Source organism: Nocardia sp. CA-128927, assembly GCF_050955855.1.
In the GTDB taxonomy this organism is placed as follows: domain Bacteria; phylum Actinomycetota; class Actinomycetes; order Mycobacteriales; family Mycobacteriaceae; genus Nocardia.
The window spans coordinates 586,291-613,158 of record NZ_CP192087.1; the positions used below are offsets into that span (position 1 = coordinate 586,291).

At 67.2% G+C, this 26,868-nt stretch carries 25 protein-coding genes; 15 read left to right on the top strand and 10 right to left on the bottom strand.

What is annotated here, in order from left to right; all coding sequences use genetic code 11:
- Positions 1-69 precede the first annotated feature (69 nt).
- The gene (locus ACQPW1_RS02895) at positions 70-534 is read left to right on the top strand and encodes a GatB/YqeY domain-containing protein (protein WP_433661239.1); all 465 of its coding nucleotides are present in this window, start codon (positions 70-72) and stop codon (positions 532-534) included.
- Between the two features lie 56 nt (positions 535-590).
- Here the strand turns inward: ACQPW1_RS02895 and ACQPW1_RS02900 are convergent, their stop codons facing one another.
- Positions 591-2,960, bottom strand: coding sequence for a penicillin-binding protein (locus ACQPW1_RS02900; protein ID WP_433661240.1), 2,370 nt, complete (start codon positions 2,958-2,960; stop codon positions 591-593).
- 359 nt (positions 2,961-3,319) lie between these two features.
- Here ACQPW1_RS02900 and ACQPW1_RS02905 point away from each other — a divergent pair, with 359 nt between their 5' ends.
- A complete protein-coding gene (locus ACQPW1_RS02905; RefSeq protein WP_014981178.1) occupies positions 3,320-3,643 on the top strand; it encodes a WhiB family transcriptional regulator in 324 nt (107 codons plus the stop codon).
- Between the two features lie 95 nt (positions 3,644-3,738).
- On the opposite strand, the gene ACQPW1_RS02910 is transcribed toward ACQPW1_RS02905, so the two are convergent.
- Positions 3,739-4,869 (bottom strand): ArsA family ATPase, encoded by a 1,131-nt coding sequence (locus ACQPW1_RS02910; RefSeq protein WP_433661241.1) that lies wholly within the window; start codon positions 4,867-4,869, stop codon positions 3,739-3,741.
- The gene (locus tag ACQPW1_RS02915) at positions 4,866-5,885 is read right to left on the bottom strand and encodes an ArsA-related P-loop ATPase (RefSeq protein WP_433665115.1); all 1,020 of its coding nucleotides are present in this window, start codon (positions 5,883-5,885) and stop codon (positions 4,866-4,868) included. The genes ACQPW1_RS02910 and ACQPW1_RS02915 overlap by 4 nt, the downstream gene beginning before the upstream one ends.
- Before the next feature lie 370 nt (positions 5,886-6,255).
- On the opposite strand from ACQPW1_RS02915, the gene ACQPW1_RS02920 reads away from it, so the two are divergent.
- Genes ACQPW1_RS02920 through ACQPW1_RS02930 form a run of 3 tightly spaced genes read left to right on the top strand, consistent with a single transcriptional unit; the run spans position 6,256 to position 7,732 of the window.
- Positions 6,256-6,417 (top strand): DUF4177 domain-containing protein, encoded by a 162-nt coding sequence (locus tag ACQPW1_RS02920; RefSeq protein ID WP_150400783.1) that lies wholly within the window; start codon positions 6,256-6,258, stop codon positions 6,415-6,417.
- Between the two features lie 12 nt (positions 6,418-6,429).
- Positions 6,430-6,897, top strand: coding sequence for a RidA family protein (locus ACQPW1_RS02925; RefSeq protein WP_433661242.1), 468 nt, complete (start codon positions 6,430-6,432; stop codon positions 6,895-6,897).
- A 43-nt stretch (positions 6,898-6,940) separates the two neighbouring features.
- Positions 6,941-7,732 carry an MBL fold metallo-hydrolase gene (locus tag ACQPW1_RS02930; RefSeq protein ID WP_433661243.1) on the top strand — a complete coding sequence of 264 codons (792 nt, stop codon included), beginning with the start codon at positions 6,941-6,943 and terminating at the stop codon, positions 7,730-7,732.
- 79 nt (positions 7,733-7,811) lie between these two features.
- On the opposite strand, the gene ACQPW1_RS02935 is transcribed toward ACQPW1_RS02930, so the two are convergent.
- Together ACQPW1_RS02935 and ACQPW1_RS02940 are read right to left on the bottom strand one after the other, a co-directional pair.
- The gene (locus ACQPW1_RS02935; protein WP_011206875.1) at positions 7,812-8,486 is read right to left on the bottom strand and encodes a Crp/Fnr family transcriptional regulator; all 675 of its coding nucleotides are present in this window, start codon (positions 8,484-8,486) and stop codon (positions 7,812-7,814) included.
- A 214-nt stretch (positions 8,487-8,700) separates the two neighbouring features.
- Positions 8,701-8,928, bottom strand: a complete 228-nt coding sequence (locus ACQPW1_RS02940; RefSeq protein WP_014981184.1) for a hypothetical protein — start codon at positions 8,926-8,928, stop codon at positions 8,701-8,703.
- 106 nt (positions 8,929-9,034) lie between these two features.
- Between ACQPW1_RS02940 and nth the strand changes: the two genes are divergently transcribed.
- From nth to ACQPW1_RS02960, 4 genes are all read left to right on the top strand, one after another.
- The gene (nth, locus tag ACQPW1_RS02945; RefSeq protein WP_357379819.1) at positions 9,035-9,868 is read left to right on the top strand and encodes an endonuclease III; all 834 of its coding nucleotides are present in this window, start codon (positions 9,035-9,037) and stop codon (positions 9,866-9,868) included.
- Positions 9,865-10,503, top strand: a complete 639-nt coding sequence (locus ACQPW1_RS02950) for a TlpA family protein disulfide reductase (RefSeq protein ID WP_433661244.1) — start codon at positions 9,865-9,867, stop codon at positions 10,501-10,503. The genes nth and ACQPW1_RS02950 overlap by 4 nt, the downstream gene beginning before the upstream one ends.
- Complete coding sequence (locus tag ACQPW1_RS02955; RefSeq protein ID WP_433661245.1) at positions 10,500-11,216, top strand: NUDIX hydrolase; 717 nt, start codon at positions 10,500-10,502, stop codon at positions 11,214-11,216. Before ACQPW1_RS02950 ends, ACQPW1_RS02955 begins: the two co-directional genes overlap by 4 nt.
- 76 nt (positions 11,217-11,292) lie before the next feature.
- Entirely contained in the window at positions 11,293-12,486 is a 1,194-nt protein-coding gene (locus ACQPW1_RS02960) for a MarP family serine protease (protein ID WP_433661246.1), read from the top strand.
- 45 nt (positions 12,487-12,531) lie between these two features.
- On the opposite strand, the gene ACQPW1_RS02965 is transcribed toward ACQPW1_RS02960, so the two are convergent.
- The 4 genes from ACQPW1_RS02965 to acs all read right to left on the bottom strand — a co-directional run bounded on the left by ACQPW1_RS02965 (position 12,532) and on the right by acs (position 17,409).
- Complete coding sequence (locus ACQPW1_RS02965; protein ID WP_433661247.1) at positions 12,532-13,467, bottom strand: alpha/beta fold hydrolase; 936 nt, start codon at positions 13,465-13,467, stop codon at positions 12,532-12,534.
- Between the two features lie 46 nt (positions 13,468-13,513).
- Complete coding sequence (locus tag ACQPW1_RS02970) at positions 13,514-14,020, bottom strand: phage holin family protein (protein ID WP_433661248.1); 507 nt, start codon at positions 14,018-14,020, stop codon at positions 13,514-13,516.
- 39 nt (positions 14,021-14,059) lie between these two features.
- Entirely contained in the window at positions 14,060-15,277 is a 1,218-nt protein-coding gene (gene nhaA / locus ACQPW1_RS02975) for a Na+/H+ antiporter NhaA (RefSeq protein ID WP_433665116.1), read from the bottom strand.
- Positions 15,278-15,456: 179 nt separating this feature from the next.
- Positions 15,457-17,409 (bottom strand): acetate--CoA ligase, encoded by a 1,953-nt coding sequence (gene acs / locus ACQPW1_RS02980; RefSeq protein ID WP_433661249.1) that lies wholly within the window; start codon positions 17,407-17,409, stop codon positions 15,457-15,459.
- A 413-nt stretch (positions 17,410-17,822) separates the two neighbouring features.
- On the opposite strand from acs, the gene ACQPW1_RS02985 reads away from it, so the two are divergent.
- The 5 genes from ACQPW1_RS02985 to ACQPW1_RS03005 all read left to right on the top strand — a co-directional run bounded on the left by ACQPW1_RS02985 (position 17,823) and on the right by ACQPW1_RS03005 (position 23,961).
- A complete protein-coding gene (locus ACQPW1_RS02985) occupies positions 17,823-19,412 on the top strand; it encodes a peptide ABC transporter substrate-binding protein (RefSeq protein WP_433665117.1) in 1,590 nt (529 codons plus the stop codon).
- A 60-nt stretch (positions 19,413-19,472) separates the two neighbouring features.
- Entirely contained in the window at positions 19,473-20,399 is a 927-nt protein-coding gene (locus ACQPW1_RS02990; RefSeq protein WP_433661250.1) for an ABC transporter permease, read from the top strand.
- Entirely contained in the window at positions 20,392-21,369 is a 978-nt protein-coding gene (locus tag ACQPW1_RS02995) for an ABC transporter permease (protein ID WP_433661251.1), read from the top strand. Before ACQPW1_RS02990 ends, ACQPW1_RS02995 begins: the two co-directional genes overlap by 8 nt.
- A complete protein-coding gene (locus tag ACQPW1_RS03000; RefSeq protein WP_433661252.1) occupies positions 21,366-23,072 on the top strand; it encodes a dipeptide ABC transporter ATP-binding protein in 1,707 nt (568 codons plus the stop codon). Before ACQPW1_RS02995 ends, ACQPW1_RS03000 begins: the two co-directional genes overlap by 4 nt.
- Before the next feature lie 142 nt (positions 23,073-23,214).
- Positions 23,215-23,961 (top strand): oxidoreductase, encoded by a 747-nt coding sequence (locus tag ACQPW1_RS03005; protein WP_433661253.1) that lies wholly within the window; start codon positions 23,215-23,217, stop codon positions 23,959-23,961.
- Positions 23,962-24,464: 503 nt separating this feature from the next.
- Here the strand turns inward: ACQPW1_RS03005 and ACQPW1_RS03010 are convergent.
- Positions 24,465-25,271: an HAD-IB family hydrolase gene (locus ACQPW1_RS03010; RefSeq protein WP_433661254.1), complete on the bottom strand. Its 807-nt coding sequence runs from the start codon at positions 25,269-25,271 to the stop codon at positions 24,465-24,467.
- A gap of 471 nt (positions 25,272-25,742) precedes the next feature.
- On the opposite strand from ACQPW1_RS03010, the gene ssd reads away from it, so the two are divergent.
- The gene (ssd, locus tag ACQPW1_RS03015) at positions 25,743-26,855 is read left to right on the top strand and encodes a septum site-determining protein Ssd (RefSeq protein ID WP_433661255.1); all 1,113 of its coding nucleotides are present in this window, start codon (positions 25,743-25,745) and stop codon (positions 26,853-26,855) included.
- Positions 26,856-26,868: the final 13 nt, after the last annotated feature.

Genomic DNA, 26,868 nt, shown 5'->3' on the forward strand with positions numbered 1-26,868 from the left:
GCGCCACGATTCGTCGCAGCAGCGCAAATGTGGTGGGCCGGTTGCGAAGGACCGGCTACCGTGAGCCTCATGTCGGAACTCAAAGCGCAACTGCGGACGGACATGACCGCCGCGATGAAAGCCAAGGACACGCTGCGTCTCGCCACGTTGCGGATGCTGCTCGCCGCCATCCAGACGGCCGAGACCGCAGGCTCCGAGGCGCGCGAACTCTCCGATGCCGACGTGATCGCCGTGCTGCAGAAAGAGGCGAAGAAGCGCAGCGAGTCGGCCGAGATCTACACCCAGAACGGGCGCGGTGAGCTGGCGGCCAACGAGCACGCCGAGGCGCACATCATCGACGAGTACCTGCCGACCCAGCTGAGCGAGGCGGAGGTCGCGGATGTCGCTGACACCGCGATCGCGCAGGTCGCCGAGGAGCTCGGTGAGCGGCCGGGCATGCGTCAGATGGGCCAGGTCATGAAGGTTGCCACGGCGCTGGCGGAGGGCAAGGCCGACGGCTCGCGGCTCTCGGCCGCGGTGAAGTCCAGGCTCTAGCAACGCACCTGTCACGCAAAGGGGCCGCGAACCGATCAGGTTCGCGGCCCCTTTGCTCAGCGTGGGATGGGTATGGGGATCGGGATGGGCGGCAGCAGCGGTGGCGGCGGCAGCCCCGGGATCCCCGGTGGCCCTGGCGGCGGGCCCGGCGGTGGCGCGGCCCGTTGGGTGCCGTCACTGATGTAGAGCGTGATCACCGAACCGGGGATCGCGGATCCGTTCGGCGAGGTCCCCATCACGGTGCCCTTGGCCTGAGCGCCGGGACCGGTTACCGGTGTCACCTGGAAGCCCGCGCCGACCAGTGCCCCGGTCGCCTGGCCCTGGGTCATCCCGGCCACGTCCGGCACCTGCGCGTTGTTCGACCCGCGGACGTACTTGTCGTCCAGCGGCGGCAGCCCGGGCGGCGGGAAACGGTTCAGCACCGGCTTGATCGAGTTGAACCAGGTCCGCGCGGGTTCGTTACCGCCGAACAGGTTTCCGTCGCCGCAGTTGCGCAGCGGGAACGAGCAGATCTCGCCGGGCGTCGGGCTGTCGCCGTAGACATAGGTGGCGGCGGCCAGCGAGTTGGTGAAGCCGACGAAGGCCGACGAGCGGTGGCTCTCGGTGGTGCCGGTCTTGCCGGACAGCGGTGCGTTCCAGCCCGCGGACTGGGCGGCGCCCGCCGCCGTACCGCTGATGTCGTCCTTGCTCATCGCGTTGGCCAGGGTGTTGGCCAGGCCGGGCTCGATGACCTGCTCGCAGGCCTGCTGGGTGAGCGGCACCAGCTTGCCCAGGCGGTCGACGACCTCCTTGATCGGGTTCGGCGGGCACCATTTGCCGCCGGAGCCGAGCGTGGCCGCGACATTGGACAGTTCGAGCGGGTTGATCGCGACCGGGCCGAGGGTGAACGAACCGAGGTTCTGTTCCTTCATCATGTCGGCGAGGCTCTGGTTGCCGTGGCCCGAGCTGCCCGCCTCGGTGTAGGACCGCATGCCGAGCCGGACCGCCATGTCGACGGTCGGCGTCACGCCGACGGCCTGGATGAGCTTGACGAACGCGGTGTTCGGTGAGGTCGCCAGCGCCTCGGTCACCGACATCGGCGACTTGTACTTGCCGGCGTTCTCGACGCAGTACGTGGCGACCGGGCAGCCGCGCGCACCACCGTTACCCATGCCCTTGGCCTCGAAGCGGGACGGCACATCGAGCTGGGCGTTGATGCCGAGGCCCTTCTCCATGGCCGCGGCGGTGGTGAAGATCTTGAAAATCGAGCCCGCGCCGTCACCGACCATCGAATACGGCTGTGGCTGCACGGTTTCGTTCGCGTCGCGGTTCAGGCCGTAGGTGCGGCTGCTCGCCATCGCGAGCAGCGGATGCGAGTCCTGGCCGGGCGCGACGACCGACATGACCTGGGCGATGTTGTCCAGGTTCGGATTGGCCGCGTCGGTCACCGACCGCTTCACCGAGTCCTGCACGGCCGGGTCGAGCGTGGTCTTGATCAGGTAGCCGCCCTTGTCGATCTGCTCCCTGCTGATGCCCGCGTTGGCCAGGTACTGGACGGCGTAGTCGCAGAAGAAGCCGCGGTCGTTGGCGGCGATGCAGCCGCGCGGCAGGCCCTTCGGCTCCGGCAGCACGCCGAGCGGCTTGGTCTTGGCCTCGCGGAACTCCTCGGCGCGGCTGGGGATGTTCTGGATCATCGTGTCCAGCACCGTGTTGCGCCGGGCCAGCACGCCCTCGGTGTTGCTGTAGGGGTTGAGCTTGGAGGAGCTCTGCACCATGCCCGCCAGCATCGCCGCCTGCGACACGTTCAACTCGGAGGCGTCGACGCCGAAGTAGGTCTGCGCGGCGTCCTGGATGCCGTAGGAGGAGTTACCGAACGGCACCAGGTTCAGGTACCGGGTGAGGATCTCGTCCTTGGTCAGCTCGCGATCCAGCGTGAGCGCCATCCGGATCTCGCGGATCTTGCGGGCGGGCGTGGTCTCGATGGCGGCCCGGCGTTCGGCGTCGGTCTTGGCCACGACGAGCAGCTGGAAGTTCTTCACATACTGCTGGTCGAGCGTCGACGCGCCCTGCTGGACCTCGCCGCTGCTGGTGTTGGTCAGGAACGCGCGCAACGTGCCCTGCCAGTCCACACCCTCGTGTTCGGCGAAGCGCCGGTCCTCGATGGAGACGATCGCCAGCTTCATGTCGTTGGAGATCTTGTCGCTGGGAACCTCGAAGCGGCGCTGCTCGTAGAGCCAGGCGATCGGTGTGCCACTCGCGTCGACCATGGTCGAGACGGCAGGCGCGGTGCCCTCCACCAACTCCGAGGACACGTTGTCCACGGCGTCGGCGGCTCGGTTCGAGACGAATCCGAAGCCACCTGCGAGCGGGAACATCAACCCGGCGACGAGCACGGCGGCCAGCGCGCAGCTGCCGGCCAGCCTCGCGAGCGTTTGTGTGATCGGCACGAACCCCAGCCTACGGGGTGGGCTCCGAGCGCTCTTCCGTGCGTTTACCCGAAGGCGATTCGCATCAGCGATTGGGCGTGTCGCGGGGGCGAGTCTGGCGTGTCGCGGGACGGCGCGCCGCGAATGTGCCGGACCTGCCGCCGCTCGCGGCATTTTGCAGGGACGGACGTACCAAAAATTCCGGGGGCGGTCTTGCGCTCGGGCCATACCTTTACCTAGATTGAGAACCCAGTGTGATAGAGCTAACACTCAAAGTGGAATGTGGTGCAGAGCGCAGCGGGGTTTGGGTTGCTGCGACGCTGACACGCGATTCTGGAGCGCCGTTGACCCGGTGTTCGGACTGCAAAGGGGCACACCAAATGCACATGACAACCCCCATCGCTCGATTGGACGTGGAGCAGGCCGAAGCAAGGATCGCCTGGGTAGCCCAGGCCCGATGCAAGGAAGTGGATCCCGATCAGTTGTTCGTCCGCGGGGCTGCGCAGCGCAAAGCCGCGACGATCTGCAGGCACTGCCCGGTGCTGATGCAGTGTGGTGCTGACGCTCTCGACAATCGAGTGGAGTTCGGTGTGTGGGGCGGTATGACCGAGCGGCAGCGTCGTGCGCTGCTTAAGCAGCATCCCGAGGTGACCTCCTGGGCCGACTTCTTCCAGGCCCAGCGCCAGCATCAGGTGGCAATGTAGCCCCGGTAGCCGTTCGGAACTGAGCCTGCTGACGCGGGCTCAGTTCCGTTTAAAGCGCAATTACTTCGGTGTGCGATAGCCAATGCATCTATGTATCAAGCAGATGCTCGGTTGCCGGTGAGTTGATCGCCGACCACGCGCAGCGCCTCCAGATCCGACACCTCGAACGGCAACGCGGTCACCGCCACGATCGGTACCCGCGGATGCGCGCCGGTAAACCGGTGCAGCAGATGCTGTTCGCGCTTGTCGGTGGCGACCCGCCGAGCATGGATGCGCAGTACGGCCGAGGTGAGCGGATCACCGTCGGCCAGTTGCTCGGCCGCGGTCAACGCGTGATCGGCCGACAGCGAACTCAGCGCCGGATGCGTCCGGTTGAGCACCAGGCCGGCCAGCGGCATCCGCTCGGTGGAGAGCCGGTCGACGAAGAACGACGCCTCGCGCAGCGCGTCCGGCTCGGCGGCGGCGACCACCAGGAAGTGCGTGCCCGGCTTGGACAGCATCGCGTAGGTGCGGTCCGCTCGATCCTGGAAGCCGCCGAACAACGAGTCGAGCGACTGCAGGAAGTTCGACGCGTCCTTGAGCATCTGCCCGCCGACGATGGTGGACACCCCGCGCACCGCCAGGCTCATCGCGCCGGTGACCAGTCGGGTGACGCCGCGACCCGGCGCCATGATGACCCGGATCATCCTGCCGTTCAAGAAGTTTCCGAGCCGCTTCGGTGCGTCGAGGAAGTCGAGCGCGTTGCGCGACGGGGGAGTGTCGACCACGATCAGGTCCCACTCCTTGCGCCCGGCCAGCTGCCCGAGCTTCTCCATCGCCATGTACTCCTGCGTCCCGCCGAACGAGGACGCGACAGTTTGGTAGAACGGGTTGGCGAAGATCTGCTCGGCCTTCTCGGGACTGGTGTGTTCGAGCACCATGTCGTCGAACGTGCGTCGCATGTTCAGCATCATCGCGTGCAGTTCGCCCTTGGCCTCCGGGCCGAGCGGCACCCGCTGCGGGGTGTTGCCGAGATCGGCGACACCGAGTGACTGGGCCAGTCGCCGGGCCGGATCGATGGTGAGAACGACCACCTTGCGACCCTGCTCCGCCGCACGCAACGCGATCGCCGCCGCGGTGGTCGTCTTCCCGACACCGCCGGAGCCGCAGCAGACCACCACCTTCGCGGTCCGATCGTTGATGATGTCCGAAACATCAAGTGGCGCAGCCACAATCGGAGTACTCACCGGACCCCCTGTGTGCTGAGATGTTCGGCCAGTTCGTACAGGCCGCCGAGGTCCATGCCCTCCGGCAGGGCGGGCAGATACAGCCGGGACACGTCGACCTTGGCGAGCTCGGCGGCGCTGTCGTCCTGCGCCTGCAAAGTCGCTGCGTGCTCGATGGTTTCGGTGACCAAGCCTTGGAAGTCATTGTCCGACAGGGTGATTCCGGTCGCGGCCAAACCGGCCCGGATAGCATCGGTGTCGACGTCACCCTGCGCGGCCTTGGCGCGCAGCTCCGACGGCAACTGGCCCTCGGTGGCGCGGTTCACGATCACCGTGCCGATGCGCAGATCCGCCGCCTTCAACTCCGCGACGGCGTCGGCGGTCTCCTGCACCGGCAGCGCCTCGAGCAGGGTGACCAGGTGGATCATCGTCTGGTCCGAGTGCAGCAGCTTCGAAACGCCCTCCGCCTGCGAGGCGATCGGCCCGCCCTTGGCGACCTCCAGCATGGCCTGGGTGACGTCGAGGAAGCCGGCGATCCGGCCGGTCGGCGGGGCGTCCACCACGATCTCGTCGTAGACCCGCTTGCCCGCCTTGTCCACCCGGACCGCGGTCTCCTTGATCTTGCCGGTCAGGATGACGTCACGCAGACCGGGCGCGATGGTGGTGACGAATTCGATGGCGCCCATCCGGCGCATCGCCCGGCCCGCGAAGCCGAGGTTGTAGAACATGTCCAGGTACTCGAGGAACGCGTGCTCGATGTCGAGCGCGAGCGCGACCACCTCGCCGCCACCGTCCGCGGTGGCGATCCTGGTCTCGGTCGGCGGCAGCGGCGGCAGATCGAACAGCTGCGCAATCGACTGCCGGCTCTCCACCTCCACCAACAGCACCCGGCGCCCACCCGCGGCCAACGCCAAGGCGAGCGCCGCGGCCACCGTGGACTTGCCCGTGCCTCCCTTTCCGGAGACATAGTGCAAGCGGGCCTTTTCCGCACGCTTCGGCCACCCTGTTTCCAGTCCCGGCTCCGCCGAAAGAGGCACTGCTGTTGGTACTCCCACGCTCGCGAGCCTATAACCCGTTCTGAGATCGCGCCCGAGGGATCCGCCTAGTGCCTGGTCCAGGGCGTGTGTCTGTACCAGACAGCGGGCTGGTTGCGCCATAGGCAACATGGAGAGGTTCACCTCGTGCCGCCGGTGAATCCGACATCGGAGTACTCGGTAGTGCACAGGTTTCGAGCGAAGCGAGATCGAGCATTCCCGTTCGCGGCCCGTCTCGCGTCCGAGTGGCCGAAGTGCATGCGCCGCAGGCGCGAATCTCGGCTGCTCGGACGCGAGACACCCGGGGGCCGCGAACACGCGGTGCCGCAGGCGCCGCAGGCGCCGCAAATTAGACAGAGCTACGCTCACCCACATGAGTGAAGCGACCGTATGGGAGTACGCGACCGTGCCGCTGTTGACGCACGCGACCAAGCAGATTCTCGATCAGTGGGGCGCCGACGGTTGGGAGCTGGTGTCGGTGCTGCCCGGCCCGACCGGCGAGCAGCACGTCGCCTACCTCAAGCGCCCGAAGTAAAGGAGAAGGGGAATGACCGCAGTGACTGAGTGGGAGAGCAATCTCGCGAAGCTCGGAGTGACCCTGCCTCCGGTCGTGGCGCCCGTGGCCACCTACATCCCGGCGATTCGCACCGGCTCGCTGGTCTACACCTCCGGCCAGCTGCCGATGGCGGACGGTCAGCTGACCGTGGCGGGCAAGGTCGGCGCCGAGGTGAGCACCGAGCAGGCCAAGGACGCCGCGCAACTGTGCGCGCTCAACGCGTTGGCGGCGGTGCATGATCTGGTCGGGCTCGACGCGGTGGTGCGTGTCGTGAAGGTGGTCGGATTCGTCGCCTCCGCACCGGGATACAACGACCAGCCGATCGTCATCAACGGCGCGTCGGAATTCCTCGGCGAGGTCTTCGGTGACGCGGGCGTACATGCGCGTTCCGCGGTGGGCGTGTCGGAATTGCCGAAGAACACCCCCGTTGAAGTAGAGATCATCGTAGAGGTGCGTTGAACCAAAGGTCCCGGACTGGGATTCGATCGACTGGGGTACATCGATGACGCTGACTCATCCCGCGTACGGACAACTACGGCAGGTCACCCCGACGGCAGCGGTGCTGCTGGCGGACAACCCGGGCCAGATGACGCTGCAGGGCACCAACACCTGGATCCTGCGCGCACCGGGCCGATCGGATTGTGTGGTGATCGATCCCGGTCCGAAGGACAAGGCGCACGGCGCCAAGATCGCCGAGGTCACCGGGGGCGATATCGCCCTCACACTGATCACCCATCGGCATCACGATCACACCGGTGGCATCGATCACCTCGTCAAGCTGACCGGAACCCCGGTGCGCGCCAAGGAAACCGAGTTCCTGCGCGGTTCGGACGCACCGCTGGTCGACGGCGAGGTGATCGAGGCCGCCGGTCTGCGGATCACGGTCGTGGCCACGCCGGGCCACACCGGTGATTCGACGACTTTCGTGCTCGACGACGCCGTGCTGACCGGTGACACGATTCTCGGCAGCGGAACCACCGTGCTCGATTCGAGCGACGGAACGCTGGCCGACTACCTCGCCTCGCTGGACCGACTGGTGGAAATCGGCGCGGGCAAGGCACTGCTGCCCGCGCACGGCCCGGACCATCCCGATCTCGAACCGGTGGCCCGGTACTACATCACGCACCGGCGGGAACGCCTCGATCAGGTCCGCGAGGCCTTGCGGGTGCTGGGCCCGAACGCGGGCGCGATGGCGGTCGTCCGTCGCGTCTACGCCGATGTCGACAAGCGACTGTGGCTGGCCGCGCGCAGCTCGGTACAGGCGCAGCTGGAATACCTGCGCGCCGAAGGCTGATTCGCGCCGGCTCCGAACACGACAACACGCTGGGCTCTAGGAGCTAGGAGCCCAGCGTGTTGTTCGGTCTGGTAGAGGGTCAGCGCGCGCGGCGCGCCAGCCGCTCCGAGTCGGAGATGAGCACGCTCTTGCCCTCCAGCCGCAACCAACCGCGGTGCGCGAAGTCGGCAAGCGCCTTGTTCACGGTCTCGCGGGAGGCGCCGACCAGCTGGGCGATCTCCTCCTGGGTCAGGTCGTGGGTGACCCGCAGCGCACCGGCCTCCTGGGTGCCGAACCGCTGTGCGAGCTGCAGCAGCGCCTTGGCGACCCGGCCGGGGACGTCGGTGAAGATGAGGTCGGCCAGGTTGTTGTTGGTACGACGCAGGCGCCGGGCGAGCACGCGGAGCAACTGCTCGGCGATCTCGGGCCGCTGGTCGATCCAGGATTTCAGGGCGTCCCGGTCCATGGTGACGGCGCGAACCTCGGTCACCGTGGTCGCGGTGGAGGTCCGCGGGCCCGGATCGAAGATCGACAGCTCGCCGAACATGTCCGACGGGCCCATGATGGTCAACAGGTTCTCCCGGCCGTCCGGGGATCTGCGGCCGATCTTCACCTTGCCCGAGGTGATGATGTAGAGCCGATCTCCTGGCTCACCCTCGTTGAAGATGACGTGGCCGCGCGGAAAATCCACCGGCTGCAATTGCTTGGCGAGGGCGGCCACCGCAGTGGGCTCGACGCCCTGGAAGATGCCTGCTCTGGCGAGGGCCTCGTCCACTTATGTGCTCCTTATGGGAAATGGCTCTGTACTGGACCGAAAGCGACTCGGCCAACAGCGCAGTCTACGCGGCATGATGACAGCGTAGTGACAGACACCACGTAACGTGTGGATTGCGTGGCGCAGCGAAGAACCGTACCAGTTTCTGATCTTGGCATTCGCGGGCACCTCTACGGTTACCCCAGCTCTAGCCGCCAGGTCTGTCGGTCACGCGTCAGCTTGCCCGTGCCACATCCAGCTCTTCGCCGCGGGCGCGGCGTTTACGCATCCGGGCAACGGCCGCTGGCAGGCCGAGTCTCGTCAGCTCTTTCACTTCTGCGTTGCTTGCTTTGTCCAGGTACTGCTGAACCTCTTCGTCGGGTTCGAGAAGTTTGCGGAGCCGGTTCTCGACCCGCTCCATACCCAGTGCGAACAGCATCAACAGCACTGGGAAGAGCACCACAGCGAGTCCTTGCATACGGAGGAGTAAACACGGTCTAGGTCTCAGATGGAACACGGCAACCGAACTGGACGGGCAACGTTCGCCGATGGTTCCGTATGGTGGACAGGTGCGTGTCACCCCCTCCACAGCCGCCGGGAACGGGCGTGCGTCCGCCCCCGAGGCGACCGATGCGCAACCCGGCCCGGTCGCCGCTCCGAAACGGAAATCCCGCGCGCGACAGGCGGAAACTCAACTCGGACTAGTTCGTCGAGCGCGCCGAATGAATCGGACATTGGCGGATGCTTTCCCGGATGCGCATTGTGAGCTGGACTTCACGAATCCGCTTGAATTGGCGGTCGCGACAATACTTTCCGCGCAGTCCACGGATGTGCGGGTGAATCTCACCACCCCCGCCCTGTTCGCGAAGTACCCGGACGCGCGTGCCTATGCCGAGGCGAACCGTGCCGAGCTGGAGGAATACATCCGCTCGACCGGTTTCTTCCGCAACAAGGCCAGCTCGCTGATCGGCCTCGGTCAGGCGCTACTGGAACACCATGATGGTGAATTGCCTCACACCATGGACGAACTCGTGAAGTTGCCCGGGATCGGCCGCAAGACCGCCAACGTCATTCTCGGCAACGCGTTCGGCGTGCCGGGCATCACCGTCGACACGCATTTCGGCCGCCTGGTGCGGCGCTGGGGCTGGACCACCGAGGAAGACCCGGTGAAGGTCGAGCACATCATCGGCGAGCTCATCGAGCGCAAAGACTGGACGATGCTGTCGCACCGGGTGATCTTCCACGGCCGGCGGGTGTGTCATGCCCGCAAACCGGCCTGCGGGGTCTGCGTGCTGGCCAAGGATTGCCCGTCGTTCGGCGCCGGGCCCACCGACCCGGACACGGCGGCCGAGCTGGTGAAGGGTCCGGAGCGGGAGCATCTGCTCGAGCTGGTGGGCCGGTGAGACAACTCCCGGTTGCCTGGCGATGGGCGCTGGCGGGATTGATCGCTGTGGTCGCGCTGGCGGCCGCCCTGTGGCCGCGGGGCCGGGACACCGACACCTCGGCGGACAACGGACAGCAGGCACGGATGAGTGCCGGGGTATCCGAGCAGCAACGTCTCGCCGCGAACCTCGCGGCGTGCCCGCGACCCGCGCCGGGTAGCGCCGGGTCCGGCCCGCTGGCCGGGATCAGCGTCGACTGCCTGGCCGACGGCGGGCGCGTCGACCTGGCCGCCGCGCTGGCGGGTAAGCCTGCGCTGCTGAACCTCTGGGCCTACTGGTGCGGACCGTGTGCGCAAGAATTGCCGTATTTGCAGCAGTTCGCCCAGCGCGCCGGAAACGCGATTACCGTGCTGACCGTGCACAGCGACCCTGATGAGGCCAAGGCAATTTCACGGCTGACTGGACTGAACGTGAAACTCCCCGGTGTGCTCGATGCCGACGCGCGCGTGCGCACCGCCGTCGGCGCCCCCGCGGTGCTACCGATTTCGCTGCTGGTGCGGGCCGACGGCTCGGTCGCGCGGGTCGAGGTGCGCGCGTTCGCCGGGGTGGACGACATCGCGAACACGGTCGCCCAAGAGCTGGGGGTGGCCGCGTGACCATCCCTGTGCCGCAAGACATTCCGAAGTGGCTGAGCAAAGCCTCCGAGCCCGCGTCGGACACGTCGGACACCCTCACGCTGGCGCGCACCCTGCGTCGCGCCATGGCCCTCACCGCGACGCCGCGGCAGGCGGCGGTCCTGGTGCTGTTCGGCGGATCGCCCGAAGCCGACCCCGACGCATCGGGCGGCTTGCCCGCCGACGCGGAGGTGCTGCTCACCCAGCGCGCCGCCACGCTGCGCCAGCATCGCGGCCAGATCGCGTTCCCCGGCGGCGCGGTGGATCCGGGTGACACCGGACCGATCGACACCGCGTTGCGCGAGGCGTGCGAGGAGACCGGGCTCGATCGTTCCGGCGTGGAACCCCTTGCGGTGCTGCCGAAGTTGTTCGTGCCGCCGTCGCGTTTCGACGTGACACCCGTAGTTGCCTACTGGCGCATGCCGAGCGAGGTCGGGGTGGTCGACGAGAGCGAGACCGAACGGGTGGTGCGCGTGCCGCTGGCCGACCTGCTCGATCCGGCGAACCGCTTCCTGGTCCGCGGCAGCCTCGGCTACCAGAGCCCCGCCTTCCAGGTGGACGGCATGCTGGTCTGGGGTCTCACCGGCGGCATCCTCGCCGGAATCTTCAAAGCCGCTGGCTGGGAACAAGATTGGGATCATCAGGATGTTCGTGACCTAGAGACCGCCCTTGCCGACGTGGGGATGACCTTATGAGCGAGCGTCAGCGAGCGAATCGCGGATACAGCGCGCTGGGGCGCACGACGGAGCCGAGCGTTAGCGAGGTGGAGTCGTGAGCACCTCGGCTTGGCTCGATATCGCGGTTGTACTTCTCGCGCTGCTGGCCGCCTCCTCGGGATGGCGACAGGGTGCGGTGGCATCGGCCCTTGCGTTCCTCGGTGTGGTGCTCGGCGCGGTCGCGGGCATCCTGATCGCGCCGCACATCCTGATCCATGTCGACGAGGGCCGCACCAGGGTGCTCACCGGCGTGGCGCTGATCGTGCTGCTGGTGATCATCGGCGAGGTCGCGGGCATGGTGCTCGGCCGCGCCGCGCGCGGCGGCATGCGACATCCGTTCACCCGCAGCGTGGACAGCGTGGTCGGCGCCGTGCTGCAGGCGGTGGCCGTGCTGGTCACCGCGTGGCTGCTCGCGCTGCCGCTGGCCACCGCGTCGCAGCCGTCGATCGCCACCGCGATCAACGGTTCGCGGGTGCTGACCGACGTCAACGACGTCGCGCCGAACTGGTTGCGCCGCCTGCCCAACGAGTTCTCCAAGCTGCTCAACACCTCCGGCCTGCCGGACGTGATCGGCCCCTTCGGCCGCGCCCCGATCGCGGCGGTCGAACCGCCGGACGGCAGCGTGCTGTCCAGCCCGGTCGCCGCCTCGCTGCGCGACAGCGTGCTGCGCATCAGCGGCGTCGCACCGAGTTGCCAGCGCGCGCTGGAGGGTTCGGGCTTCGTGATCGCCCCCGAACGGATCATGACCAACGCCCACGTGGTCGCGGGCACCACCAGCGTGAAGGTGGACACCTCGCGTGGCCCGCTGGAGGCGAACGTGGTGCTGTTCGATCCGTCCACGGACGTGGCGGTGCTCGCGGTGCCCGGACTGACCGCCCCGGTGGTGCCGCAGGCGCCGTCGGCCGCGCGGCCGGGTGACAGTGCCATCGTGCTCGGTTACCCCGGCGGTGGTCCGTACACGGCCAGCGCGGCCCGTGTTCGGGAGACGTTGGACCTCACCGGTCCGACGATCTACCGCGACGGAACCGTGGAGCGTGAGGTCTACACCGTGCGCGGCCGGGTCCGCGCGGGCAACTCCGGTGGGCCACTGGTGGATACGTCGGGCGAGGTGCTCGGCGTCGTCTTCGGCGCCGCCGTAACCGACGACGACACCGGCTACGTACTCACGTTGGCCGAGGTACGCGCCCAGCTGGACGCCGCATCCGGGTCCAACGTCCCGGTCGGCACCGGCGCCTGCGTGCTCAGCTGATTCGCGGTCCGGGGCGTATCCGTCAGAAACGGATGCGGCCCGGATCTAGGCGAGCAGCTTCGCCAGCTCGGCGGTCACCAAGTCCGGGTTCTCCTGGTGGGCATAGTGGCCCGCGCCGGGAATGGTGGCCAGGCGGCGGTCCGGCGAGAGATGCTGGCCGCGGCGGAAGGTGCTGGTGAGCACATAGGGGTCCAGGTCGCCACGCATGGCGAGGACGGGGATACGGATGGGTTCGCGCATGGTGGCCATGAAGCGGCGGCCGTCCGGACGCCACTGGCTACGGAACGCCCAGCGCTGATATTCCAGCGCACAGTGCGCGGCGCCGGGAATCTGGATGGCCGAGCGCATCCGGCGCGCGGTGTCGACGAATTCGGTGGTGCCGGACCACGATCCGCTCGCCCGCTGCCGCAGCATCCGCTCGACCTCGAAGCCGTCATGGGTGGTCAGCAGCCGCTCGCCGTAGCGGGGCAGCTGGTAGCGCAGGAAGTTGGGCAGCCAGGTCGCGCGCTGGTGCCGGTTGCGCAGCACCGCGCTCTTGAGCGCGGCGGGATGCGGTGAACTCACCACCGCGATGGAACTGACCAACCGGGGTTGCAGCACCGCGGTCGCCCAGCACACCAGACCGCCGTCGGCATGCCCGACCAGCGTCGCGTCGGTGTAGCCGAGCGCGCGGATGAGCCCGGCGATATCGCCGGCCAGGGTCCAGCCGTCGTAGCCGCGCGGCGGTTTGTCGCTGTCGCCGTAGCCGCGCAGGTCGACGGCCACCGCGCGATAGCCGAGTTCGGCGAGCCCGGTCAGCTGATGCCGCCAGGACCACCAGAAGTCGGCGAAGCCGTGCAACAGCACGACCAGCGGTGCATCGGTGCGCTCGGGAGCGGCATCGACGACGTGGAAGCGGATGCCGTTGGCATGAACGTCCCGATGCGCCCATGGGCCGTCGAAACGGACGCTGGACGGATCCGGAATATGGTGCGACGACACGCCGATGCAGCCTAGTAGTTCGGGGTATCCGCGCGCGAGCGAGCGGTTACGAAGCGGGTTTTTGCAGCGAGACGGGATCGCCGTGGGCGGAAGCCCCGAGCCCGTGCGGCAGCACCGCGCGGGCCTGCTTGAGCGAGTCGATCGTCTTCTCCGGCGCGCGCAGCTTCTTCACCCGCAGATAGCCGAGCAAGGCGAGCAACGCGGTCGCGACGATCATCAGCAGGAACACGATCAGGAACGCCGCCCAGCGGGCCAGCCACACGTCGAGCAGTTCGCCGAGGAAGAAGAAAAAGAAGAACGTGCTGAACAGCAGCACGGTCAGCGCGAGGATGAAGTAGACGCTGCCCTGCAGCCCCTTCTTGATCTCGCCGGTGACCTCGGCCTTGGCCAGCGCGACCTCGGCGCGGACCAGGGTCGACATCTGTTCGGTGGCGTCGCGCACCAGCGTGCCGAAGCTGGCGCTACCGCTGGGATTGGCGTCGGACAAGGGAATGGAGGTCACCGTACGACCGCGCTGTGCGTCGTTCCCGTTACCGCCGTTTGTGAAACTCACTTGGTAGACCCTTCTCCCTGTCCAGGCACTGCTTCCGCCTCACTCTTCTCGTTGTAGCGCACGAGCGTCCCGCCGCGCCTGATGGACACGCCCACGTCGCAACAGTAGCGCCGAACCGGCGAGCGACGCCGCCATTGATGTGACCAACACAGCGGCCTTCGCCAATTCGACTTCGGAGCCGTCTCCGACGTCGGCCAGCGCGAGTTCTGCCACCAGAAGGCTAACGGTGAACCCGATCGCGCCGAGCACCGACAGGGCGAACATGTCGCGATAGCCCAGTCCGGCCGGGCGCTTCGCGATACCGAACCGGATTGCGAGCCAGCTGATCCCGAAGATTCCGATGGTCTTGCCGAGCAACAACCCGAGAATGATGGCCAGCGCCAGCCTGTCGCTGAACAGCTCGCCGAACACCTTGCCGTCCAACGGAACTCCGGAGGCGAACAACGCGAACAGCGGCACACACAGCCCGGCCGAGATCGGCTGGATCAGATGCTCCAACCGGGTGGCCGGCGCTTCCTCTTCACCGGGGTCGGGCCGCACCCTGGTGAGCAGCCCGAGCGCCACGCCGGCCAGCGTCGGGTGGATGCCCGCCTCGTGCAGCGCGTACCAGGCGACCAGCGCCAGCGGGACGTACAGCCAGGGCGTGCTGATCCGTTTGTGCTGCGCCAGCGCCCACCCCGCGAAGCAGGCCGCGGCGACCGACAGCCACAGCAGGGCCAGCGTCGTGGTGAACAGGATGGCGATCAGAATGATGGCCATCAGATCGTCGACCACGGCGAGGCTGAGCAGGAACACCCGCGCGCTCGCCGGGATGCGCGAACCGGTCATGGCCAGCACGGCCAGCGCGAACGCGATATCGGTGGCCACCGGAATGGCCCAGCCGCGGTCCATCCCCGGCACACCGAGGCCGACAACCAGGGCGATCAACGCCGGGGTGACCACGCCGCCGACCGCGGCGATGATCGGCAGCGCGGCCCGTTTGGGGTCGGCCAGCTCACCGACGACGAGTTCGCGTTTGAGTTCCAGTCCGGCGACGAAGAAGAAGACGGCGAGCAGGCCGTCCGCGGTCCACTCGGCCAGCGTGAGGTCCAGGTGTAGCGGCGGGATGGCGAGCGTCGTGTGCGTCATCGTCACGTAGCTGTCGCCCCAGGGCGAATTCACCCACAGCAACGCCGCGGCGGCCGCGATGAGAAGGATTGCACCGCCGACTGTTTCGGTCCGGAGATAGCGGGACAGTTCCGAGCGCACTTGCGTGATCACGGGGAACCTTTCGGCAGGGTCGGTCAACGCTGCGACCACGCCGTTCAGCGATTCGGCTGTCAGGTACGCGATCGCATGCCGACCAGACTTCCCGGCACACCTTACGCAATCCTAACGGGTAGGGCCGGTGACGAATCACGCCACCGGCCCTAAACTGCCTCGCCTATCGGTTCGGGCTACGCCTTGGTCGCCCGGATCGCCTCGAAGACGTTGGGATCGACCAGCGTCGAGGTGTCGCCGAGTTCCCTGCCCTCGGCGACGTCGCGCAGCAACCGGCGCATGATCTTGCCGCTGCGCGTCTTGGGCAGCTCGGGCACCACGTGGATCTCCCGCGGCCGCGCGATCGGGCTGATCTCGCGCGACACCTCCGCCTTCAGCTCGTCGACCAGCGCCGCGCCGGTGTCCTTGGCCTCGGCGGTCAGGATGACGAACGCGACGATGCCCTGACCGGTGGTCTCGTCACTGGCGCCGACCACCGCGGCCTCCGCGACGCCGGAGTGCCCGACCAGCGCCGATTCCACCTCGGCGGTGGAGATCCGGTGGCCGGACACGTTCATCACGTCGTCGACCCGGCCGAGCACCCAGAGGTCGCCGTCGGCGTCGAGCTTGGCGCCGTCACCGGCGAAGTACCAGCCCTGCTCGGCGTAGCGCTCCCAGTAGGTGGCCCGGTACCGCTCCATATCGCCCCAGATGCCGCGCAGCATCGACGGCCACGGCTGATCGAGCACGAGGTAACCGTTCGCCTCGGTCTCACCGCGCTGCACCGGCTTGCCCTCTTCATCGACGACCAGCGCCGAGATACCGGGCAGCGCGGCCATCGCCGCACCGGGCTTGGTCGCGGTGACGCCGGGCAACGGCGAGATCATGATCGCGCCGGTCTCGGTCTGCCACCAGGTGTCCACGATCGGCGTCTTGCCCGCGCCGATCACGTCGCGGTACCAGCGCCAGGCCTCCGGGTTGATCGGCTCGCCCACCGAGCCGAGCAGCCGGATGCTGGACAGATCGTGCGCGGCCGGAATCTCGCGGCCCCACTTCATGAACGTGCGGACCAGCGTCGGCGCCGTGTAATAGATACTGACGCCGTACTTTTCGACGATCTGCCAATGCCGGTGCTCGTCCGGGAAGTTCGGCGTGCCCTCGTAGACCACCTGGGTGGCGCGGTTGGACAGCGGCCCGTAGACGATGTAGCTGTGCCCGGTGACCCAGCCGATGTCGGCGGTGCACCAGTAGACGTCTTGTCCCGCTTTGTGATCGAAGACGGTGTGGTGGGTGTAGGACGCCTGGGTCAGGTATCCGCCCGAGGTGTGCAGGATGCCCTTGGGCTTTCCGGTGGTGCCGGAGGTGTAGAGGATGAACAGCGGATGCTCGGCATCGAACGGCTGCGCCTCGTGTTCCGGGGACGCCTGCGCGATCGTCTCGTGCCACCACAGGTCGCGGCCGTCGGTCCACGGCACCTCGATGTTGGTGCGGCGCACCACGATTACGTGTTCGACGCTGTGCGGCACGTCGCCGTTCGCGAACAGCGCCTCGTCCACCGCCTCCTTGAGCGGGGCGGACTTGCCGCGGCGCCACTGCCCGTCGGTGGTGATGATCAGCCGGGCGCTCGCGTCGTCGACCCGCTGGCGCAGCGCGGTGGGCGAGAAGCCCGCGAACACCACCGAGTGGGTGAGGCCGAGCCGCGCGCAGGCCAGCATCGCGACGATGGCCTCGGGCACCATCGGCATATAGATGGCGACGCGATCGCCCGCTTCCAGGCCGAGCTCGGTGAAGTAGTTCGCGGCCTGGCTGACTTCGGCGAGCAGCTCGCGGTAGGTGACCGCGCGCGAGTCGCCCGGCTCGCCCTCCCAGTGGATCGCGACCTGGTCGCCGTGCCCGTCCAGCACGTGCCGGTCGACGCAGTTGTAGGCGACATTGAGCTTGCCGTCGGCGAACCACTTCGCCACCGGCGCGTCGCTCCAGTCCAGCACCTGACTCGCCGGCTGATGCCAGTGCAACCGACTCGCCTGCTCGGCCCAGAACGCGTCACGATCGGCCGACGCCTGCTCATAGAGCGCGGCATCGGCGTTCGCCGCGGCCGCGAACTCCGCGCTCGGCGGGTACGAGTCCCTGTGGTCGGCGGTTTCGGTCATCTCGTATCTTCTTTCCACGTAGCCTGAGCTCACGATTCAAACGCAGCAAGTTCGACAGTAATCAACTGTGACCTACGCCGCGTCCGGTGTTTCCACCGGGTTTCGGTCTCGTCGCGCCGTCGCGTAATCCGCAACGGAGCGGCCCGGCCCGGACACACCGGACGGTCTCTACGGAGGCAATGTTCCGGTCGTTGGGCCATTTTCGCGCGATGTTTTTCGTGTTTCGACCATGTTGCCGGATTGGTAACAAGTGGAACGAACCTTGGTCAATACGGTGACAAGGGCCGTACTTGTGGTTAATCTGCGAGACACCCAAGGCGGATTGTGCCGGCATGCGCCTGGTGACCTCATGCGCGTGCCACAGGTTCCGTCCTTTTCGAAATCGGGAGAACGCGTTGAGATTCAACAGAGCAATGGCGCTGACTGCGGCAGCCCTGCTGGCTACCAGCCTCGGACTGTCCGCATGCTCGTCGGACGACAGTGCCGACGCGAGCATCGTCACCACCAACGGTGGTGAGCCGCAGAACCCGTTGGTGCCCACCAACACCAACGAGAACATGGGCGGCCGCGTCGTCGACCGATTGTTCGCCGGCCTGAAGTACTACGACGCTGACGGCGTCGCGCACGACGAGATGGCGCAGAAGATCGAGACGACCGACCGCAAGAACTACACGATCACCATCAAGCCGGACTGGAAGTTCTCCGACGGCACGACGGTGACCGCGAAGTCGTTCGTCGACGCCTGGAACTACGGCGCCCTCGGCACCAACGCTCAGTTGCAGAGCTACGTGTTCTCCCCGATCGTCGGGTTCGACGAGGTGTCGGCGGAGAAGCCGACGGCGCAGACCCTGTCGGGGCTGAAGGTGGTCGACGACAAGACCTTCACCGTCGCGCTCAAGTCGCCCTCCATCGACTTCGAGACCGAGCTCGGCTACGCGCCGTTCTACCCGCTGCCCGAGGCGGCGTTCAAGGACATCAAGGCGTTCGGTGAGAACCCGATCGGCAACGGCCCGTACAAGTTCGCGAAGAACGGCGCCTGGCAGCACAACGTGCAGATCGACCTGGTGCCCAACCCGGACTACAAGGGTGGCCGCGCGCCCAAGAACAAGGGCCTGCGCTTCGTGATGTACCAGTCCTACGACACCGCATACGCCGATCTGATCGCGGGCAACCTGGACACCCTCGACACCATCCCGGACAGCGCGATCACCTCCTACAAGAATGATCTCGGCGATCGGGCGATCACCAAGCCGACCGCGCAGAACCAGCACATCGGCATCCAGACCAACGTTCCGCACTTCGGCGGCGAAGAAGGCGTGCTGCGCCGCAAGGCCCTCTCGATGGCGATCAACCGAGAGCAGATCTGCGAGAACATCTTCCACGGCACCCGGCTGCCCGCGCGTGACTTCACCTCCGCCTCGCTGCCCGGCTTCAACGGCAGCCTGCCCGGCTCCGAGTTCCTGAAGTACAACCCCGACGAGGCGAAGAAGCTGTGGGCCCAGGCCAACGCCATCTCCCCGTGGTCGGGTCGCTACGAGATCGCCTACAACTCCGACGGCGGCCACCAGGCCTGGATCGAAGCCGTTGCCAACAGCATCAAGAACACGCTCGGCATCGAGTCCATCGGCTTCCCGTACCCGACCTTCAAGAACATCCGCGATGAGGTGAACGCCAAGACCATCGGCAAGGCGTTCCGCTACGGCTGGCAGGGCGACTACCCGACCATGCTGCAGTTCCTCACCTCGCAGTACTACAGCTACTCCGAGACCAACAACGTCGACTGGAAGGTGCCGGAGTTCGACAAGCTGCTCGATGCCGCGCTGGCCGCGCCGACGCAGGAGGAGTCCTACAAGATCGTCGCGCAGGCGCAGACGATGATGCTGCAGCAGATGGCCGACATCCCGGTGCTCGACTACATCGCGTCCGCCGGTCGGTCGGACAAGGTGCAGACCGCGCCACTGGCCTGGAACGGCCTGTTCGCGTTCGAAAACATCGAGAAGTAGCCGCTGGTGAGCCGCGCCGCCCCGCGCGGCGCGGCTCATCACTGAACCCAGGAGGCGAAAATGGCCTGGTATATCGTGCGGCGTCTGCTTCAAATGATCCCCGTGTTCCTCGGGGCGACGTTGCTCATCTATGCCCTGGTATTCCTCGTCCCCGGCGATCCGATTCACGCGCTCGCCGGCGACAAACCGATGACCCCCGCGGTGGAGGCCCAGCTCCGCGCGCGGTACCACCTCGACCAGCCCTTCATCATGCAGTATCTGCTGTATCTGAAGGGCATTGTCACGTTCGACTTCGGCACCGCCTTCTCCGGCAGGCCGGTGCGCGCGGAGTTGGCTCGCGCCTTCCCCATCACGATCAAGCTCGCCGCCATGGCGGTGGTCATCGAGGCCGTGTTCGGCGTGGCGTTCGGCCTGATCGCCGGCCTGCGCAAGGGCAAGCTGTTCGACTCGACCATGCTGGTCGTCAGCCTGATCGTGATCGCAGTGCCGATCTTCGTGGTCGGCTTCCTCGCGCAGTTCCTGCTCGGCGTGAAGTGGGGGATCGCGCCGGTGACCGTCACAGGCAAGGCGAGTTTCACCGAGTTGCTTGTCCCGGCGTTCGTGCTCGGGTCGCTGTCGTTCGCCTACGTGCTGCGACTGACCCGGAACTCGGTGGCGGAGAACATGTCCGCCGACTATGTACGCACCGCGACCGCGAAGGGGTTGAGCAGGCGCCGCGTGGTGACCGTGCACATCCTGCGCAACTCGATGATCCCGGTGATCACCTTCCTCGGCGCCGAACTCGGCTCGTTGATGGGCGGTGCCATCGTCACCGAAGGCATCTTCAACATTCCCGGCGTCGGCGGCACGCTGTACCAGGCGATCACCCGAGGCGAACCGCCGACGGTCGTCTCGTTCGTCACGGTTCTGATCATCATCTTCTTGGTCTCGAACCTGATCGTCGACCTGCTCTACGCCGCACTCGATCCGAGGATCCGCTATGCCTGACCTCGACAAAGGACAAGGAATCGACCTCGCGGAGAGTGCGGCCCGGGGTAGGCAGACCTACTTCGTCGCGCCGCCCGACGAGGTCGAGGTGCTCGCCACCGACATGGTCGTCGACCAGGGCTCGCCGAGCAGCATCTGGTATGACGCGTGGCGGCAGCTGCGGCGCAACCCGATCTTCATCGTCGCGGCGCTGATGATCCTGTTCGTGCTCGTCGTGGTGATCTGGCCCGGCCTGTTCACCAGTCAGGATCCCCGGTATTGCAACGGCGACTTCAGCATGAATCCGCGCGGCGCGGGTCATCCGTTCGGCTTCGACAAGCAGGGCTGCGACATCTACGCCCGAACCGTGTACGGCGCAAGGGCTTCGGTGATGGCCGGGGTCGGCTCAACGATCGCCTTCGTGCTGATCGGCGGTGTGCTCGGCGCGCTGGCCGGCTTCTACGGTGGCTTCCTCGACTCGGTCGTGTCCCGCGTCGCCGAGATCTTCTACGCGATCCCGCTGATGCTGGCCGCGATCGTGATCATGCAGCTGCTCGATTCGCGGACCATCTGGACCGTGATCGTCATCCTCGCCGGGTTCACCTGGCCGCAGGCGGCCCGGATCGCACGCAGCGCGGTGATCCAGGCGAAGAACAGTGATTACGTCACGGCGGCAAAGGCATTGGGCGTTTCCCGAATACGCACGCTGATTCGGCACGTGCTGCCGAACGCGGCGGGCCCGCTGATCGTGGTCACCACGATCTGGCTCGGCGTCTTCATCGTCACCGAGGCGACGTTGTCCTACCTCGGCGTCGGTTTGCCGCGCACCATCGTGTCGTGGGGCGCCGATATCGCCTCCGGGCAGAAGGAGATTCGCACCTCTGCGATCCTGTTCTATCCCTCGGCGGCTTTGGCGCTCACCGTGCTGAGCTTCATCATGCTGGGCGACGCCGTGCGCGACGCTCTCGACCCGAAGGCGAGGAAGCGATGAGCGAGTTTCGCAGCGCACAGTCGCCCCTGCTCGAAATCAAAGACCTCAACGTCTGTTTCACCTCGGACGGCAAGAAGATCCCCGCGGTCCGCGATGTGAACCTCTCGGTGTATCCGGGCCAGACCGTCGCGATCGTGGGCGAATCCGGTTCGGGTAAGTCCACCACGGCGCACGCGATCATCGACCTGCTGCCCGGCACCGGGCAGGTCACCTCCGGCAACATCATGTTCGACGGCAAGGACCTCGCGAAGGCGTCCAAGAAGGACGTCGTCGCGATCCGTGGCAGCGGCATCGGGCTGGTGCCGCAGGACCCGATGTCCAACCTGAACCCGGTGTGGAAGATCGGCTTCCAGATCCGGGAGACGTTGGAGGCCAACGGGATCGCCAAGGGCAAGGCCGCCAAGCAGCGGGCCATCGAGCTGCTGCACGAAGCGGGCATGTCCGACGGCGAGCGGCGGGTGAACCAGTATCCGCACGAGTTCTCCGGTGGTATGCGTCAGCGTGCGCTCATCGCCATCGGGTTGGCCTGCCGCCCGAAGCTGTTGATCGCCGACGAGCCGACCTCGGCGCTCGACGTCACCGTGCAGCGCCAGATCCTCGATCACCTCGAGGGCCTGACCAACGAGCTCGGTACCGCGGTGCTGCTGATCACGCACGATCTCGGCCTCGCCGCCGAACGTGCGGAGCATCTGGTGGTGATGTATCGCGGCCGAGTGGTGGAATCCGGTCCGGCACTGCAGATTTTGCGGGAACCGCAGCATCTGTACACCAAGCGGCTGGTGAACTCCGCACCCTCGCTCGCCTCGCAGCGGCTGTCTTCGGTGAAGCAGCGCATCGAGATTCGCGAGCAGGCGGTGCAGGTCGCCGAGCAGATCGCGGCGGCCGATACCGAATTGGCCACTGTTCCGGATGACGTCGTTGTCGTCGACAACCTCACCAAGGCCTTCAAGATCCGCGGCAACGCGCCGTGGAAATCGACGGACTTCATTGCGGTGCAGGATGTTTCGTTCCGGCTGCGGCGTGGCACCACGACCGCGATCGTGGGCGAATCGGGTTCGGGCAAATCGACTGTCGCGCAGATGATCCTGGGCCTGCTCGAGCCGACCTCGGGCAAGGTCGTGTTCGACGGCAAGGAAGTGGCGAAGCTGGATCGCAAGAGCGCCTTCGCGTTCCGGCGCCGGGTGCAGCCGATCTTCCAGGATCCGTACGGCTCGCTGGACCCGATGTACTCGATCTACCGCACCATCGAGGAGCCGTTGCGCACGCACAACATCGGCTCGCCGAAGGAGCGGGAGGCCACGGTTCGCGAGTTGCTCGAGAAGGTGTCGCTGCCGTCCACCGTGATGCGCCGGTACCCGAACGAGTTGTCCGGTGGTCAGCGTCAGCGTGTCGCCGTCGCCCGGGCCCTCGCGCTCTCGCCCGAGGTCGTGGTCTGTGACGAGGCGGTTTCCGCGCTCGACGTGCTGGTCCAGGCGCAGATCCTGCGGTTGCTGAACGATCTGCAGGCCGAGCTGGGTCTGTCGTATGTGTTCATCACCCACGACCTTGCCGTTGTCCGGCAGATCGCCGACAACGTGCTGGTCATGCAGACCGGCAAGGTGGTCGAGGCGGCCTCCACCGAGGAGGTCTTCGACAACCCGCGGGAGGAGTACACCCGGCGGCTGCTGGATGCCATCCCCGGCCGAGATCTGTTGGTGAGCTGAGGAATCGGTTCGCCGAAGCGTGCAGCGGCCATCCTGACCCAGCGGGTCGGGGTGGCCGTTGCGTTTCCGGCGGCCATAGCGCAGGGGGCTCCGGAACGGGCTGGGTTCGGCGGCCGCACGGACGCAAGTAGCCTCGTAAGCCGTGACCGATCCGCTACAGCCTCTCGTCGATCTGCCCGGTGTTCGCGCCGCCGCCGACCGTGCCCGTGACGCGCTCGCCGAGGTGCATCGGCACAAGGCGAATCGGCGCGGGTGGCCGACCACGGCGGCTGAGGCCGCGGTACGCGCGGCTCGATCGTCCGCTGCCATCGACGGCGGCAGCATCGAGCTTCCCGCTGACGGCCAGGTCGGGGATCCGATTCTGGCCGGTTCGCTGCGGGTCGGGCAGGCGTTGGACAGTGATGCGCTGCGCAATCTGGTGGGCACCTGGCAGCGGGCACCGTTGCAGGCGCTGGCCCGGCTGCATCTGCTCGCCGCAGCCGATCTCGTTGCCGACGAGGAGTCGCTCGGCAGGCCGCGCGCGGATGACGGTGTGGCGGAGCGGCTCGATCTGCTGGTGCAGGCGGTGCACGGGTCGAGTGCGCCCGCGCCGGTGATCGCGGCGGTGGTGCACGGGGAGCTGCTCGCGCTGCGGCCGTTCGGGACCGCCGACGGTGTGGTGGCGCGGGCGGCATCGCGGCTGGTGGCGGTGTCGAGTGGGCTGGACCCGCACAGTTTGGGAGTGCCCGAGGTTTTCTGGCTGCGGCGGCGGCAGGCGTATCTCGATGCCGCGGCGGCATTCGGGAGCGGTGCCGCGGACGCGGTCGGCGGCTGGGTGATGCTGTGCTGCGGTGCGCTGGAGGACGGTGCTCGGGAAGCGACATCGATCGCCGATTCGGCGTCGGGCTGACCCACACATCAAAACGGGCGGCGTTGTCGTTGCCGACCTCGCCGCCCGCGTAGCACGGACTACCCGGTTACCAAGCGTGCTGGGTGGGTTGTGTTCTTGCGGCCTCGGCGATAGTCCGAACTCCGGCGGTTCATCCCCGCAACCTGTGCGAGGCCCTCGCCGACGAAGACCCGGATTTCGCAGGCCCACAACGCTTCTGCCCTTGTCGCGGCGCGCTCCGCGTGGGTGCCTGGTGCCCGTGCTGGGAAGGATGGGCTGGGAGACTGAACCTTCTCTTCCGGTCCTGCCTTGGCCTTCCGACCTTCCGTAGTTACCTTTCTACCCTGTGACGGCCCTCACATCAATAGCTGGGAAGACATTCAGTATTCGGCGTGTCGATCGGCGTTTCGTGGTTCAATGCCTGGTCGCGAGTTCTTCCGCGTTCGGTCAGCAAACCTCTTCCGCAAGCACCCCGCTTCCGCTCGAGCAGCGCGGGTCGCCGAGTAAAGCGCGTTGGCTAAGGCTCAGCTGCGGCGGCGCAGCAATCGATAACTGATCGCGCCGGCCAGGACCGCGCTCAAGCCGACCACCGCGGTAGCGGCAAGGGTGGTGGACGAGGGCGCCTGGAAGCGGGCCCACAACGACACCGGATTCGAAAACGTCAGGATCGGCCAACCTTTGGCGGCCGCCTCGCGGCGCAGATTGCGATCCGGGTTGACCGCCGTCGGATGGCCGACCGCGCTCAGCAGCGGCAGATCCGTCACCGAATCGGAATACGCGTAACAGCGCGCGAGATCGTAACCCTCACTGGCGGCGAGCTTTTCGATCGCGGCGACCTTGCCCTCGCCGTAGCAGTAGAACTCGACCTCGCCGGTGTACTTGCCGTCCGCGACGACCATCCGGGTGGCCGCGGTGTGCGAGGCGCCGAGCACCTCCGCGATCGGTCCGACGATCTCCTCGCCCGACGCCGACACGATCACCACGTCGTGGCCCCGGATCTTGTGGTCGGCAATGAGATCGGCCGCCTCAGCGTAGATCAGTGGATCCACCAACTCGTGAAGTGTCTCGGCCACAATGGTTTTCACCTGCTCCACGTCCCACCCGGCGCACATGTTCGTGAGATGGGCGCGCATCCGCTCCATTTGGTCGTGGTCGGCGCCGGACAGCATGAACAGGAAGTGGGCGTAGCTGCTTTCGAGCACGTCGCGGCGGTTCAACAGGCCTTGCGCGTAGAAGGGCTTGCTGAAAACGAACGTGCTCGATTTCGCGATCACGGTCTTGTCGAGATCGAAGAAGGCGGCGACGCGTCCGTCCGCGGTGGGTGAGTCCACCCGACCAGCATAGGCGTACAGCGGCACCCGATCGGGCGGTGCTCGGCGCGGGTGCCGCGCGGTGCGGAACTGGGGACTCTCTGGGGACCGCGGCGGGTGTCGTCCGTGCCAGTTTCCGGACCGCGTCCGCAGCCGCGAGCGGGGAGTTTGCCCCGCAGCCGCGGGGCCCGTAATCGCCGTAAACTTCTGCCGCGACAGACTTGCGTTGTGGGCGGGGCTTGGGTGTAGTATTGCTGGCACCTGGACATGGTCCAGGCGCGTTCAGCCCGACCCCCCGGGGCTGAACCCGACGGCCCCAGCCTCCTCCCCCCCCGGCTGGGGCCGTCCTCTATTCAAGGGACGGTTCGCGTCCCGCTCGGCCGCATTCGAATCCCGCGCCGCAGCACGCAAAAGTTCTCCACACCCCCGAGTTATCCACAATCGGCGCATCGCCTCTTCTGCCCTCGCCCGATTTCCGCCACGCTCGGCCGCATGAATCTTGAAGTGGCGCCGGACAACAGCAGCCCGCCACCGGCACTCGTGCTCCTGCACGACCCCCGGCTGCGCGACGAAGTACGCCGCGTCGCCGCAGCGGCCGAGCGCGGCCTAGACGAACGCGCGCTGCCCGTCGGCAGGCACGCGTGGACCGGGGCGCCACTGGTGATCCTGGACACACTCACGGCGCGAGCGGCAGCCGAAGCCGGGTATCTGCGCCGAGTCGGCGTCGTGCTGGTCACCGACGGCGAACCCGAATTGCTCGATTGGCAAGCCGCTGCGGCCGTCGGCGCCGAGCGCGTCATCGCGCTGCCCGGTGCCGCCGAGGGACTTATCGAGATGTTTGCTGAGTACGGCGAACACCGCACCGGAGACGGTGTCGTGGTCGCTGTAGCGGGCGCCGCCGGAGGTGCCGGAGCGTCCACGCTCGCCGCCGCATTGGCACTGCGATCCGCCGCCGAACAGTTCCGCCGCGACACCATCCTGGTCGACGGCGCACCACTCGGCGGCGGCCTCGACCTGCTGCTCGGCATCGAAACAACCACCGGACTGCGCTGGCCGGACTTGGTCGTCGAAGACGGCAGAGTCTCCGCCGCGGCCCTGCACTCCGCCCTGCCCACCGCCGCACCAGGCTTGGCGGTACTGGCCTGCGGCCGCTGCGGTGCGGGCCGGTTGCCACGCGAGATCGGACCAGCCGCCGTGCGCGCCGTCATCGAAGCAGGCCGTGCCGCAGGCGATTTGGTGATTTGCGACATATCCGGCGAACGCGGCCCACACGCCGACCAAATGCTCGACTCCGCCGACCTCGTCGTACTGGTCGTCCCGGCGCGGTTGCGCGCCATCGCCGCCGCCGAGGCCGTCTCCGCCCACATCGGCCGCCGAAACCCGAACCAGGGCTTGATAGTCCGTGGCCCCGCCCCGGGCGGTCTGCGCGGTCCGGAGGTCGCGGAGGTGCTCGACCTCCCGTTACTCGCCGCCGTCCGCGCCCAATCCGGTCTGGCGGGCCGCCTGGAACGCGGCGGACTGACCGTGCACCGCCGTGGACCGCTGCGTGATGCGGCCGATGCGGTGCTCGATGTGTTGAGCGCGCCTGCGGGGCAGCGGAGATGAGAGCCGAGTGTGG

Coding starts and splice junctions, on each gene's coding strand:
- ACQPW1_RS02895 (WP_433661239.1), top strand. CDS start 70: ATGTCGGAACTCAAAGCGCAACTGCGGACGGACATGACCGCCGCGATG.
- ACQPW1_RS02905 (WP_014981178.1), top strand. CDS start 3,320: ATGCACATGACAACCCCCATCGCTCGATTGGACGTGGAGCAGGCCGAA.
- ACQPW1_RS02920 (WP_150400783.1), top strand. CDS start 6,256: ATGAGTGAAGCGACCGTATGGGAGTACGCGACCGTGCCGCTGTTGACG.
- ACQPW1_RS02925 (WP_433661242.1), top strand. CDS start 6,430: ATGACCGCAGTGACTGAGTGGGAGAGCAATCTCGCGAAGCTCGGAGTG.
- ACQPW1_RS02930 (WP_433661243.1), top strand. CDS start 6,941: ATGACGCTGACTCATCCCGCGTACGGACAACTACGGCAGGTCACCCCG.
- acs (WP_433661249.1), bottom strand. CDS start 17,409: ATGACCGAAACCGCCGACCACAGGGACTCGTACCCGCCGAGCGCGGAG.
- ACQPW1_RS02985 (WP_433665117.1), top strand. CDS start 17,823: ATGGCGCTGACTGCGGCAGCCCTGCTGGCTACCAGCCTCGGACTGTCC.
- ACQPW1_RS02990 (WP_433661250.1), top strand. CDS start 19,473: ATGGCCTGGTATATCGTGCGGCGTCTGCTTCAAATGATCCCCGTGTTC.
- ACQPW1_RS02995 (WP_433661251.1), top strand. CDS start 20,392: ATGCCTGACCTCGACAAAGGACAAGGAATCGACCTCGCGGAGAGTGCG.
- ACQPW1_RS03000 (WP_433661252.1), top strand. CDS start 21,366: ATGAGCGAGTTTCGCAGCGCACAGTCGCCCCTGCTCGAAATCAAAGAC.
- ssd (WP_433661255.1), top strand. CDS start 25,743: ATGAATCTTGAAGTGGCGCCGGACAACAGCAGCCCGCCACCGGCACTC.